This window comes from Roseateles sp. SL47 (assembly GCF_026625885.1).
Lineage (GTDB): Bacteria > Pseudomonadota > Gammaproteobacteria > Burkholderiales > Burkholderiaceae_C > Roseateles.
This window is the reverse complement of record NZ_CP113068.1, coordinates 1,711,004-1,724,895: the sequence shown is the minus strand read 5'-3', so window position 1 is coordinate 1,724,895 and position 13,892 is coordinate 1,711,004. Positions and strand designations below refer to the sequence as shown.

At 66.7% G+C, this 13,892-nt stretch carries 8 protein-coding genes; 6 read left to right on the top strand and 2 right to left on the bottom strand.

Annotation, left to right across the window (positions count from 1 at the left end):
- Window positions 1-14: 14 nt before the first annotated feature.
- The 6 genes from OU995_RS07450 (at window position 15) to OU995_RS07425 (ending at window position 12,040) form a co-directional block, all read left to right on the top strand.
- On the top strand, window positions 15-1,217 hold the full coding sequence (locus tag OU995_RS07450) for a hypothetical protein (protein ID WP_267834901.1): 1,203 nt from the start codon (window positions 15-17) through the stop codon (window positions 1,215-1,217).
- Between the two features lie 201 nt (window positions 1,218-1,418).
- The gene (locus tag OU995_RS07445) at window positions 1,419-1,934 is read left to right on the top strand and encodes a TlpA disulfide reductase family protein (protein WP_267834900.1); all 516 of its coding nucleotides are present in this window, start codon (window positions 1,419-1,421) and stop codon (window positions 1,932-1,934) included.
- Between the two features lie 409 nt (window positions 1,935-2,343).
- Complete coding sequence (locus OU995_RS07440) at window positions 2,344-4,068, top strand: MdtA/MuxA family multidrug efflux RND transporter periplasmic adaptor subunit (protein WP_267834899.1); 1,725 nt, start codon at window positions 2,344-2,346, stop codon at window positions 4,066-4,068.
- A gap of 28 nt (window positions 4,069-4,096) precedes the next feature.
- A complete protein-coding gene (locus OU995_RS07435) occupies window positions 4,097-7,339 on the top strand; it encodes an efflux RND transporter permease subunit (RefSeq protein WP_267834898.1) in 3,243 nt (1,080 codons plus the stop codon).
- Entirely contained in the window at window positions 7,336-10,587 is a 3,252-nt protein-coding gene (locus tag OU995_RS07430; RefSeq protein WP_267834897.1) for an efflux RND transporter permease subunit, read from the top strand. The genes OU995_RS07435 and OU995_RS07430 overlap by 4 nt, the downstream gene beginning before the upstream one ends.
- Window positions 10,588-10,594: 7 nt before the next feature.
- Complete coding sequence (locus OU995_RS07425; protein ID WP_267834896.1) at window positions 10,595-12,040, top strand: efflux transporter outer membrane subunit; 1,446 nt, start codon at window positions 10,595-10,597, stop codon at window positions 12,038-12,040.
- A gap of 59 nt (window positions 12,041-12,099) precedes the next feature.
- Here OU995_RS07425 and lipA read toward each other — a convergent pair whose 3' ends face one another.
- Window positions 12,100-13,122 carry a lipoyl synthase gene (gene lipA / locus OU995_RS07420; RefSeq protein ID WP_267834895.1) on the bottom strand — a complete coding sequence of 341 codons (1,023 nt, stop codon included), beginning with the start codon at window positions 13,120-13,122 and terminating at the stop codon, window positions 12,100-12,102.
- A gap of 23 nt (window positions 13,123-13,145) precedes the next feature.
- Window positions 13,146-13,814, bottom strand: coding sequence for a lipoyl(octanoyl) transferase LipB (lipB, locus tag OU995_RS07415; RefSeq protein WP_267834894.1), 669 nt, complete (start codon window positions 13,812-13,814; stop codon window positions 13,146-13,148).
- Window positions 13,815-13,892: the final 78 nt, after the last annotated feature.

Below are 13,892 nucleotides of genomic sequence, written 5' to 3'. Positions count from 1 at the left end.
AACCACGAGAAGCCATGCCCAGCTCCCCCCCCACCGCTGCAGGGACAGCCGCCGCCAACGACATGGCGCCGCGCCTGAATGATGCCCAGTGGGGGGACATCGTCCAGCAGCTGGGCGCAGAGATCGCCGGGCCGCTGAGCCATGCGCTGGAACGCATCCAGGAGCTGATCGCCACCGGGCAGATCGACCGCCAGGGCCTGCGGGCGCTGCGGGAGTCGGTCGCCCAGGCCCGTGAGGCCGGCATGGTGACCCAGCAACTCTCCCGGCTGGCATCCGGCCGGTTGCGGCTCTCGCGGGAGCGTGTCCACCTGACGCAGGTGATGCGGGGCGTGCTGGCGCAGCGCAGCCGCGAAACCCAGGCACGCGGCATCCAGGTGCGGCAGATGCTGCAGCCGATCGAGATCATGGCCGACGGCTCGCTGCTGTTCTCGCTGCTGAATGCGGTGATGGACTGGGCACTTGCCAACACCCACTCCTCGCTCGAAATGCGGCTGGATCTGACCCCATGGCCGACCAAGGCTCGGCTGGTCTGCCGCTTTGCACATCGTTCATTGGATCTGGGCAGCGCGCCGACGGTGACCTTGTCGGACACGCCGGAATCGCTCAACTCGCTCACCTGGCGGCTGATCGAGCAGACAGCGCTCACCATGGGCGCCCTGCCCTTGCGGGAAGACGAAGCCGGCATCACGCTGCTGACGCTGGAGTTTCCGCACATCGTCAGCGAAGAGACTCGTGCGCCGGTGCCTGCGGGCGCGGCGTCACAGCAGGCGCCGGCGCCGCCGGTGCCACCGTCGTCCGCGCCCCCGATGGAACGGGACGATCAGCTGCCCGCTCACAATTCCAAGCCGCTGGCCGGCTGCCACCTGCTGATCGTCACCCCCCGCAAGGAGTTGCGACAGCAGATCCAGGATGCGGTGCGCCATATGGGCTTGATCATCGACAGCGTGGGGTCGATGAACGAGGCGCTGGCGTTCTGCGAAGAGGGCTTGCCGCACGGTATCGCCTTCGAGCAGTCCCTGCATGGCCCGGACTTCGATCGCCTGCACGCAGACGTCACCGCCGAGGTGCCCAGTTTCAGCTTCATTGAAGTGCGGGACGGGGAGCAGCAGACGCAGCTGTCCACCGCCACGCCCGACCGGCTGGCCCGCATCTCCCGGACCAACCTGGGCGATGCGCTGCCGTCGGTGCTGCTGTTCGAGCTGTCGAAGGCCATTTAGAGCGCATCGCCATCACCATCGCCGTCAGGTGATCGCCGACCCATTTCAATCCGCCCTCCCCTGCTAGAAACGACCGCCGACCACCGACACCCGGCGACGGCCCACTGGCTGATCGTGCGCCCAACGCCCGAATCTGAAGCCCGCAGCAGGACATTGACGCCGACTTGGTGGCCTGCGGGCGGCTGTCCTACACTCACCCGCATGAACAAGCTGCCTCGCTGGACTGGACTCGTGGTGCTGGTAGCCGCCCTCGGTATCGGCGGCGGGCTGGCCTATCAGACACTGAACGCGCGTGACACCGCGCCGCAGATCCGATACGTGCTGCTGGATGGCTCCACGCAGCAGTCGCAGCAGTCCTGGGCCGGCAAGGTGATGCTGGTGAATTTCTGGGCCACCTCCTGCACCACCTGTGTGAAGGAGATGCCGGAGGTCATCGCCACCCATCTCAAGTACAAGGACCAAGGCTTTGACACGCTGGCCGTCGCCATGAGCTACGACCCGCCGGCCTATGTCTCCAATTTCGCTGAAAGCCGCCAGCTCCCGTTCAAAGTGACGATGGACAGCACCGGGGAGATTGCTCACAGCTTCGGCAAGGTGCAGCTCACGCCCACCACCTTCCTCATCAACAAGCGCGGCGAAATCGTCAAGCGCTTTGTGGGCGAGCCGGACTTCAACGCCCTGCATGCCACCATCGAAAAGCTGCTGGCAGAAAGTTGACGTGCGGTCGCACGGCGGCATGGTCGTCCGGGCCCCGCTCGCCCTCCCCCCATCCTGCACCGCCGTCCTGCCTTCCCGTCCTGCCTTCCCTTCCATAACGCTCTTGCTCAGCCCCCTGCCGCGGCGCCCCCAAGGCCACTAGTCCACCGCCGCCGCCCTGCCTGATCGGCGTTGGCATTGCCGTGCCAACGTTGGTGGAAGCCCACCCCTTTGCGATTCTTTTCCTGAGGGACACCAGGGCGTCGCCACCCGATACTAGGGTGTACACAAGTGCCCAGCCGGCCCGTTTTCTCACGCAGACAACCGGGCGAGCCAGCGGCCCTCTCCCCATGCAGTACCCATTGACTGGCCCCGCCCTTGCCGGACGGGTTGCCGTGACCGTTTGCCCCAGGACCAATTGCCGGCCCGCATGAAAAACAATCCGACCCGCCTTCCGTCTTCCCCGATGACCACGATCCGCATCAGCGTCAGTGGCGCCAGTGCCGCCAGTGCCGCGCCCGCTGGGGCGCGCCGATCACCCGCTCCTCAGACCGGGCGCCGCTTGTCCCAGTCGGGCAAGGCCGCGCCTTGGATCCTGGCCGTGGTGCTGCTGGCCGCTGCGGCCGGTGGCTGGTGGTGGTGGAAGGGGCGCGACGCCCAAATGGGCGCGGAGGGTGTCCGCTCAGCCAGCGGCCCCGGTGTGGGCCTGGGTGGTGCCGGTGGCCCAGGTGGAGCCGCTGGACCGGGCGGCCCCGGCGCAGGCGGCGCCAACCGCCGTTTCGCCGCCAACCGGGTGCAGCCTGTCTCGGTCGCCCAGGCGCGCCAGCAGGACGTCCGCCAGACCGCCTCCGCCATCGGCACCATCACCGCGTCCAACACTGCAGTGGTCCGCGCCCAGGTCAGCGGTGTGCTGCAGGCGCTGCATTTCAAGGAAGGCCAGCAGGTGAAGGCCGGTCAGCCGCTGGCGCAGATCGACTCACGCGCCTTCCAGGCCAGCCTCGCCCAGGCCGAAGGTACTCTGGCCCGCGACAAGGCCACGTTGGACAACGCCCGCATCGACCTGACCCGCTACCGCGATCTGGTGGCCAAGGATGCGCTGGCCAAACAGACCCTGGACACGCAGGAGGCCACCGTGCGCCAGTTGGAAGGCACCGTGAAGGCCGACCAGGCCGCCGTGGACAGCGCCCGTCTGCAGGTCACCTACACCCGGGTGATTGCACCGATCAGCGGCCGCGTCGGCCTCAAGCAGGTGGACATCGGCAATGTGGTGCAGACCAGCGACACCAACGGCGTGGTCAGCATCACCCAGACCCGTCCGATCGCATTGACCTTTGCCGTGCCCTCGGGCCTGCTGCCGCAGATCAACACCCGCCTGAAGTCCGGCACGCCCATGACGGTGGAAGCGTGGAGCCGCGACGGCAAGACCCGCCTGGCCACCGGCAAGCTGGCAACGGCGGACAACGCCATTGACCTGAGCACCGACACCATCAAGCTGAAGGCGCTGTTCCCGAACGACGATGACGCGCTCTACCCCAACCAGTCGGTCAGCGTGCGCCTGCAACTGTCCACGCTGCAGAACCAGCTGACGGTGCCGTCCGCAGCGGTGCTGCGCGGCGCGCAGGGCTTTTATGTCTATGTGGTGGGCGAGGACAACAGCGTCTCCACGCGGGTGGTGCAGACCGGCGCGGTGGATGGCGACTGGATGGCCATCGAAGGCAAGGTCAAGCCGGGTGACCGGGTGGTGATCGACGGCGTGGACCGTCTGCGCGAGGGCGCCAAGGTGGAAGTGATTGCGGCCGATCCCCAGCAGCGAGCCGGCGCGAATGCCGCGCCGCGCCGCCAGCGGGGGGCCAGTGGAGCCGCCGGAGGCGGTCAGTGGTCCGGCGCGGGCGGGCCGGGCGCAGCAGGGGGAACCGCCAATGCCGCCTCCGGCGCGCGCCCCGGCACACCGGCTGACGGCGTGCGTCCTGCTTCGGGTGCCTCTGCGCCCTTGGCCCAAGCCGACGGCGAACGTCCGGCCTGGCTGGACCGCCTCCCGCCGGAAGTGGCCGAGAAGCTCATGAAGATGAGCCCCGCCGAGCGGGAAGCCTGGATCGCCGAACGCCGTGCGCGGCGCCAGGCTGGCCAAGGCGCCTCCGGTGCCAACGGTCAATGATTCGCGCAACCGACCGGAAGCTGCGGCGATGAACCCGTCACGTCCCTTTATCCAACGGCCGGTGGCCACGTCGCTGCTGATGCTGGCCATCCTGCTGGCGGGCCTGCTGGCCTATCGGCTGCTGCCGCTCTCGGCGCTGCCGGAGGTGGACTACCCCACCATCCAGGTCACCACGCTTTATCCGGGCGCCAGCCCGGACGTCATCTCCACCACGGTCACCGCGCCGCTGGAGCGCCAGTTCGGCCAGATGCCCGGCCTGAGCCAGATGACCTCCTCCAGCTCGGGTGGGGCGTCGGTGATCACCTTGCGCTTTTCGCTGGGCCTGTCGCTGGATGTGGCCGAGCAGGAAGTGCAGGCCGCCATCAATGCCGGCAGCAACCTGCTGCCCAGCGACCTCCCCATGCCGCCGGTCTACAGCAAGGTCAATCCGGCCGATGCGCCGGTGATGACGATCGCGATCACATCGCCATCGCTGCCGGTGATCAAGGTGCATGACCTGGTGGAAAACCGCCTGGCCCCCAAGCTGTCCCAGGTGGATGGTGTGGGTCTGGTCAGCATTGCCGGCGGACGGCGACCGGCCGTGCGCATCCAGGCCAATCCGCGTGCGCTGGCATCGCTGGGCCTGTCGCTGGATGACGTGCGCAGCGCCATTGCGGCGGCCAACGTCAACCAGGCCAAGGGCAGCTTTGACGGCTCTCAGCGGGCGTCCACCATCGATGCCAACGACCAGTTGCGCTCGGCGGCGGAATACCAGGACCTGATCGTGGCCTGGAAAAACGGTAGCCCGCTGCGACTGCGCGACGTGGCCGAGATCGTTGATGACGCCGAGAACCGGCGCCTGGCCGCCTGGGCCGACGTGCCCTGCGGAGCCTCCAATGATGCCGCCGCCGAGGACTGCAGCCGCGCTTCCAGCGGATCGACCCCCGCCGCAGGCCCCGCTCCGCGCACCCTGGCCCAGGGCGTGATCCTGAACGTGCAGCGTCAACCCGGCGCCAACGTCATCGAGACGGTGGACCGGGTCAAGGAACTGCTGCCCAAGCTGCAGGCCACCCTGCCGGCCTCGGTCGATGTGCAGGTGCTGGCCGACCGCACCACCACCATCCGCGCCTCGGTGGACGACACCCAGTTCGAGCTGCTGCTGGCGATTGCGCTGGTGGTGATGGTGATCTTCCTGTTCCTGCGCAGTGCCAGCGCCACGCTGATTCCGAGCGTGGCCGTGCCGCTGTCGCTGGTGGGCACCTTCGGCGTGATGTACATGGCCGGCTTCTCGATCAACAACCTCACCCTGATGGCGCTGACCATCTCCACCGGCTTTGTGGTGGACGACGCCATCGTGATGATCGAGAACATCGCCCGCTTCGTGGAGGAAGGCGATTCGCCGATGGAGGCCGCTTTCAAGGGGTCGAAGCAGATCGGCTTCACCATCATCTCGCTCACCGTGTCCCTGATCGCGGTGCTGATTCCGCTGCTGTTCATGGGGGATGTGGTGGGTCGGCTCTTCCATGAATTCGCCATCACGCTGGCCGTGGCCATCCTGATCTCCGCGTTTGTGTCGCTGACGCTCACGCCGATGATGAGCGCACGGCTGCTCAAGCCGGAAAGCCAGCACAAGCCCACCCGGCTCGGCGCCTGGACGGCGGACCGCTTTGACCGGTTGATCCAGGCCTACGGCCGGGGTCTGGATTGGGTGCTGGACCGCCCGGCCCTCACGCTGTTGGGTTTTGCCGCCACGCTGGCGCTGACGGCGCTGCTCTACGTGGTGGTGCCCAAGGGCTTCTTCCCCGTGCAGGACACCGGCCTGGTGCAGGTGATCACCGAAGCCACGCAGAGCACCTCGTTTGACGCCATGGGTGAGCGGCAGCGCCGCCTGGCGGAAGCCTTCCTGAAGGACCCGGATGTGGACCACATCACCTCCTTCATCGGTGTGGACGGCGCCAACACCTCGCTCAACACCGGGCGCATGCAGATCACGCTGAAGCCCTTCGCGCAGCGGCACAGCTCGGCCAACGAGGTGATCGCCCGGCTGAGCGAGGCCAACCAGAAGGTGCCCGGCATCACCGCCTACATGCAGCCGGTGCAGGACCTGACCATCGAGGACCGCGTCTCCAAAACGCAATACCAGTTCCTGATCAGTTCTCCGGATGCCAACGATCTGGCCCAGGCCAATGACGCCCTGCTGACCCGCCTGAAGGCCCTGCCCCAACTGGCGGATGTCGCCAGCGACCTGCAGAACCAGGGTCTGCAGGCGTGGGTGCAGATCGACCGGGAAGCGGCCGGGCGCCTGGGCGTGACGGTGTCGGCCATCGACACCGCGCTTTACAACGCCTTCGGCCAACGGCTGATTTCCACCATCTACACCCAGTCCAGCCAATACCGCGTGGTGCTGGAAGTCAGCTCGGAATTCCGAACCGGACCTCAGGCGCTGGAAGCCCTGTATGTGCCGGGCAGCAGCACCACCACCGTCAACGGCACGACCACCACCACCTCGGTGCAGGTGCCGCTCAGTTCGGTGGCACAGATCGTCGAGCGGCCGACGGCCCTGGCCATCAACCATGTGGCCCAGTTTCCGGCGGCCACCATCTCGTTCAACCTGCCACCGGGTGTGGCGCTGGGGGATGCGGTGAAGGCCATCAAGGCCGAGCAGGCGCAACTGGATCTGCCGGTGAGTGTCGAAACCAGTTTCCAGGGCGCTGCGGAAGCCTTCAGCAATTCGCTGTCCAGCACGCTGTTCCTGATCCTGGCGGCGGTGGTCACCATGTACATCGTGCTGGGGGTGCTTTATGAAAGCTACATCCACCCGTTGACCATCCTCTCCACCCTGCCCTCCGCCGGCGTGGGCGCCCTGCTGGCCCTGCTGCTGGGCGGGCTGGACCTGGGCATCATCGCCATCATCGGCATCGTGCTGCTGATCGGCATCGTGAAGAAGAACGCGATCATGATGATCGACTTCGCGCTGGAAGCCGAACGCGAGCAGGGGCTGGCCCCGCGTGAGGCGATTCACAAGGCCTCGCTGCTGCGCTTCCGTCCCATCCTGATGACCACCATGGCGGCCCTGCTGGGGGCACTGCCGCTGATGCTGGGCACCGGTGTCGGCCATGAGCTGCGTCATCCGCTGGGCGTGACCATGGTGGGCGGCCTGATCGTGAGCCAGTTGCTGACGCTGTTCACCACACCGGTGATCTACCTCGGCTTTGCCGGCCTGGCCCAGCGCTGGCGCGACCGACAGGCCCGCAAGGCGTTGCCGGCGGCTGATGACCAGGGGGCGCGATGAACATCTCCGCGCCCTTCATTGCCCGCCCAGTCGCGACCACGCTGATCACCATCGGCATCGCGCTGGCCGGCATTCTGGGCTTCCAGCTGCTGCCGATCGCGCCCCTGCCCCAGGTGGACTTTCCCACCATTTCGGTGTCGGCCTCCTTGCCTGGGGCCAGCCCGGACACCATGGCCGCCACCGTGGCCACACCACTGGAGCGGTCCCTGGGCAGCATTGCGGGGGTGACGGAAATCACCTCCCGGTCGTCCCAGGGGTCGGCCAACATCGTCCTGCAGTTCGACCTCAGCCGGGACATCAACGGCGCGGCGCGAGACGTGCAGGCCGCCATCAACGCCGCGCGGTCGCTGCTGCCCACCGGCATGCCCAGCAATCCCACCTACCGCAAGGTGAATCCGGCCGATGCGCCGATCATGATCATGGCCCTCACGTCGCAGACCTTGAGTCGGGGCCAGATGTATGACGCCGCCTCCACCGTGCTGGCCCAGCGCCTGGCGCAGGTGGAAGGGGTGGGCCAGGTGAACGTCGGTGGCGGTGCGCTGCCGGCGGTGCGGGTGGAACTGAACCCCGACAAGCTCGCCGCCAACGGCATTGCCCTGGACACGGTGCGCACGGCCATCGCCAACACCAATGCCAACCGGCCCAAGGGCGCGGTGGAAGCAGGGGGCCGCTACTGGCAGATCGGCGCCAACGACCAGGCCCGCACCGCAGCGGACTATGCCCCGGTGGTGCTGTCCTACCGCAATGGCGCGGCCCTGCGACTGCGGGATGTGGGCGAGGTGCAGGACTCGGTGCAGGACGTGCGCAATTACGCCGCCTCCAACAAGCAACCGGCCATCCTGATGTTCATCCAGAAGGAGCCGGGCGCCAACATCATCGAGACGGTGGCCCGCATCCGCGCCCTGCTGCCGCATCTGCAGGCATCGATTCCGCCGTCCATCGAGCTGAAGGTCATCAGCGACCGCACACCCACCATCCGCGCCTCGCTGGAGGAGGTGGAACGGGCCATGGCGGTGTCGGTGGGGCTGGTGATCCTGGTGGTGCTGCTGTTCCTGCGCAGTTGGCGTGCCACGCTGCTGCCGGCGGTAGCCGTACCTGTATCGCTGGCGGGTACGTTCGGTGTCATGTATTTGTGTGGCTACAGCCTGGACAACCTCTCCGCCATGGCGCTGACGGTGGCCACCGGCTTCGTGGTGGATGACGCCATCGTGGTGCTGGAGAACATCTCCCGCTATATCGAGCAGGGCGATTCGCCCCGGGAAGCGGCGCTCAAGGGGGCCAAGGAAATCGGCTTCACCGTCATCTCCATCAGCCTGTCGCTGGTGGCGGTGTTCATTCCCATCCTGCTGATGGGTGGTGTGGTGGGGCGCCTCTTCCGCGAGTTTGCGGTGGTGCTGTCGGCGGCCATTCTGGTGTCCATGGTGGTGTCGCTCACCACCACCCCCATGATGGCCTCCCGCGTGCTGCGGCCCCGGCGTGAGCGTGAGCCGGGGCCCTCACCCTCCACCACGTCAGGGACGATGGAGACAACGGCGGGTGGCCACGCCACGGACCGCCGACGCGCCGGGAACCGCCTGACGCGTTCTGTCGCGCGTTATGCCACGCGTTCTGCCGCGCGTTTTAATCGCGCCGTATCGCGAAGCTACCGCCGCAGCCTGATGTGGACACTGCGCCACCAACCGGTCGCCTTGGCCTCGCTGCTGGCGGTGGTGGCGATCAACGTCTACCTGTACGGGGTGATTCCCAAGACCTTCTTCCCGCAGCAGGACACCGGTGTGCTGATCGGTGGGGTGCAGGCCGACCAGGGCAGTTCCTTCGGCATGATGCGGGACCGGGTGGACCGCTTCATGGACATCATCCTCGCCGATCCTGCCGTGCAGAACGTCAACGGCAGCACCTCGGGCGGCAACTCGGCCAACTTCTACATCATCCTCAAGCCGCTGGCGGAGCGGAAGGTGTCGGCCGATGCCGTCATCAACCGGTTGCGGGACAAGATGGCTCATGAGCCGGGCGCCAATCTTTTCCTGGTGCCCGTGCAGGACATCCGCATCGGCGGCCGGCAGTCCAATTCTCAATACCAGTTCACCTTGCAGGCGGACGATCTGGAGGTGCTGCGCACCTGGGAACCGCGGGTGCGCAATGCCTTGTCGCAACTGCCGGAGCTCACCGACGTCAACACCGACCAGCAGGACAAGGGCATTCAGACCACGCTGGTCATCGACCGAGAGGCGGCAGCGCGCCTGGGCATCACGGTGAGCAACATCGACACCACGCTCAGCAACGGCTTCAGTCAGCGGCAGGTGGGCGTGATCTACAACCCGTTGAACCAGTATCGGGTGGTGATGGAACTGGCCCCGGAGTTCCTGAAGGGCCCGGAGACGCTGCGCAAGCTCTATGTGACCAGCAGCAGCGGCGCGCAGGTGCCACTCTCCGCCTTCACCCGGGTGGAGACCACCAACACGCCGTTGTCGGTCAACCACCAGGGCGGCACACCGGCGTCCACCATCAGTTTCAACCTGCCGCCGGGCGTGTCCCTGTCGCAGGCCACCGATGCCATCCACAACGCCATGGCCGAGCTGGGGGTGCCGGTGTCCTTGCGGGGCACCTTTGCCGGCACGGCCAATGCGTTCCAGGAGTCGCTCCAGTCGCAACCGCTGCTCATTGGTGCCGCCATCATCGCCATCTACCTGGTGCTGGGCATGCTGTATGAAAGCCTGGTGCATCCGGTGACCATCCTGTCCACGCTGCCCTCGGCAGGTGTGGGTGCGCTGCTGGCCCTGATGATGTTCAACACCGAGTTCTCCATCATTGCGTTGATCGGCGTGATCCTGCTGATTGGCATCGTGAAGAAGAACGCGATCATGATGATCGACTTCGCCATTGCCCGGCAGCGCACCACCGCGCACCTCACGGCGGGGGCGGCCATCTTCCGCGCGGCCAAGCTGCGGCTGCGGCCCATCCTCATGACCACCTTCGCGGCCATCTTTGGTGCGGTGCCGCTGGCGGTGGGCACCGGGGACGGCGCTGAACTGCGCCAGCCGCTGGGCATCGCCATCGTCGGCGGGCTGATCCTGAGCCAGTTGCTGACGCTCTACACCACACCGGTGGTTTTTGTGCTGATGGAGCGTCTGCGCCAGAAGTTGCAGCGCCTGCGCCGTCGGGCCCGGCCTGCTGGCCATGATGCCGGCCTGCCACCACCATCCGCACAGACTTCCGAGCCGCCTGCGGCTCCGTCCCTCCAGGGCTGAGAGATCCATGAAGATCCGATTTGATTCCACTCCCTTCCCGCGTTCCTCCGTGACCCTGCTGCTGGCTGTGATGCTGGCGGCCGGCCTCGGGGGGTGTGCCATCACCCGCCAGGACCCGCCGCCGCCGATGACGGCGCCGGCCGACTACAAGGAAACCGACCTGTGGCAACGTGCGCAGCCGGGCACGGCTGAAGCCGTGCCGGAGTCCTGGTGGACGCTGTTCCAGGACCCGGTGCTCAATGACCTGCAGGCCAGGCTCGTCATCGGCAATGAAAATCTGAAGGCGTCGATTGCCCAGGTGGCCAGTGCCCGCGCGTCGATGGATGCCAGCAGCTCCGCCCTGTTCCCGACGCTGTCGCTGGGCGCCACCGGCACCCGCAGTGCCAGCCCGGACGGCAGTGTCAGCGAGGGCTCGATCAGCCGCGGCCCCACCAACAGTGCGCAGTTGTCGCTGAGCACCAGTTGGGAGGCGGACCTCTGGGGTCGTCTGCGTCTGGCCAGCGAAGGTGCGCAAGCCACCTTGCAAGCCTCGGCGGATGATCTGGCGGCGGCGCGCCTGTCGGCGCAGACCACGCTGGCGCAGAACTATTTTTCGTTGCGTACGGCGGAGGCCCAGGAGGCCTTGTACGACCGGAGCGTGAAGGCCTATGAGCGTTATCTCACCCTGACGGAAGCGCGCTATCAAGGCGGCGTGGCGGCTCGCAGCGACGTGCTGCAGGCGCAGACGCAATTGCGCACCGCGCAGGCCCAGTTGCTGGAAACGCAGGCCACCCGGGCCCAGCAGGAACATGCGATTGCCGTGCTGCTGGGCCTGCCGCCCTCCGCGCTGAAGCTGGAGACCCACGCCGCCCTGCCGACGCCACCGGCGGTGCCGCGCATGGTGCCTTCGCAATTGCTGGAGCGCCGGCCTGACATCGCGGCCGCGCAGCGAAGGGTGGTGTCGGCCTATGCCCAGATCGGTGTGGCGGATGCGGCGTTTTATCCCACGCTGTCGCTGTCAGCCAGCGGGGGCTATCGCAGCAGCACGGTGTCCAACCTGGTGAGCGCGCCCAACCTGTTCTGGTCGCTGGGACCTTCGCTGGCCTTGTCGATCTTTGACAACGGGCAACACAAGATGGCGAGTGTCCAGGCCCGTGCCAGCGCGGATTCTGCGGTGGCTACGTATCGGCAGACGGTGCTGACGGCGATGCAGGAAGTGGAAGACAACCTGATCCTGGCGGACCGGTTGGAGCGCGAGGCGCAACTGCAGCAGGACGCGGTGGCATCGGCGCAGCGCAGCCTGAGCCTGGTGACCGATCAATACCGGGCTGGCACGGTGAGCTTCCTGGAGGTCACCACCGCGCAGAACAGCGCATTCAGCGCCGAGGCATCGCTGCTGTCGATCCGCAATCGCCAACTGGCGGCGGTCAACCTGCTGCTGAAGAACATCGCCGGGCGGTGGACTCCGGCGTGAGCGTGCTGTGACCGTGGGGGTGATCGGAAGTAAGGATCAGAAGACGCCCCCGCTGTTCATCAGGATCCCTGCTGAATCAAAGCACCGGCCTGCTGCTCCGCCTTTTCCAGCGCGGCATGGGCCTGCTGGTCGGCGTGGTAGCTGCTGCGCACCATGGCGCCGACGGCGGCATGGGTGAAACCCATCTGGTAGGCTTCTTCCTCGAACATCTTGAAGGTGTCCGGGTGCACATAGCGACGCACCGGCAGGTGGTGGCCGGACGGCGCCAGGTATTGGCCGATGGTCAGCATGTCGATGTTGTGGGCGCGCATGTCCCGCATCACCTGCAGGATTTCTTCGTCCGTTTCACCCAGACCCACCATGATGCCGCTCTTGGTCGGCACGTTGGGCACTTCTTCCTTGAAGCGCTTGAGCAGGTTCAGGCTGAACTGATAGTCCGACCCCGGACGCGCTTCCTTGTAGAGGCGGGGCGCAGTTTCCAGGTTGTGGTTCATCACGTCTGGCGGAGCCGCGCGCAGGATGTCCAGCGCACGGTCCATGCGGCCGCGGAAGTCCGGGACCAGCACTTCAATCTGCGTGCGTGGGCTCAGCGCCCGCACCTGCCGGATGCATTCCGCAAAGTGGCCGGCACCGCCGTCGCGCAGGTCGTCGCGGTCCACGCTGGTGATCACCACATAGTTCAGCTTCAGCGCGGCAATGGTCTTGGCCAGGTTCACCGGCTCGTCCACATCCAGCGGGTCGGGGCGGCCATGGCCCACGTCGCAGAACGGGCAACGGCGGGTGCACTTGTCGCCCATGATCATGAAGGTGGCGGTGCCCTTGCCGAAGCATTCACCAATATTCGGGCAGGACGCTTCCTCGCAGACCGTGTGCAGCTTGTGCTCGCGCAGAATCTGCTTGATCTCGTAGAAACGGGTGGTCGGCGACCCCGCCTTCACCCGGATCCAGTCCGGCTTCTTCAGCTGTTCGGCGGGCACGATCTTGATCGGGATCCGCGCCGTCTTGGCCTGGGCCTTCTGTTTGGCGGTCGCGTCATAGTCGGCCGCGCTTTTTGCTTCGTGCGTGATGTTCTCGGTTGCCATGGCAGGCGTGCTCCGTCGGAAGCTCAGGGGCTCAGCTGCGCTTGCAGGCGCTCACCGAACCGCCGGGCCACCGTGGCCCAGTCCGTGAAAACCCCCAGTGTAGCGAGGTCCACCGTTGCCAGCCCGGCGTAACCGCACGGGTTGATACCGTCAAAGGGCTTCAGGTCCATCGAAACATTGAGTGCCACCCCGTGATACGTGCAGTGGCGGCTCACCTTGATCCCCAGGGCAGCCACCTTGCCCAGCCCCTTGAAGGGGTCGGCCGGATCGGCCGGCAAGGACAGTGCGCCATGCGCCCCGGGATCATTCAGCCGCACATAAATCCCGGGGGCGCCGGCCACCCGGTGCCCGGTGATGCCCACGGATTCCAAGGTCTGGATCACGGCGGTCTCCAGCCGGAACACATATTCCTTGACGTAAATGCCCAGGCGTTTGAGGTCCACCAGCGGATAAGCCACCACCTGGCCGGGGCCGTGGTACGTGACCTGGCCGCCCCGGTTGGTCTGGATCACCGGGATGCCGCCGGGGGCCAGCACATGGTCCGCCTGGCCGGCGAGGCCCTGGGTGTAGACCGGATCGAACTCGCACAGCCAGAGCTCGTCGGGGGTGTCGGGGGTGCGGGCGTCGGTGAAGGCGCGCATCGCCTCCAGGGTGGCCGCATAGTCCACGCGGCCCAGGGTCTTGATCAACATGTCAGCATGCTAGCGGTGAAGTGCCCAGTGTGCTGCCCAGCAGGTCACTGCCAAAAATGAAACCGATGGATGTCCACA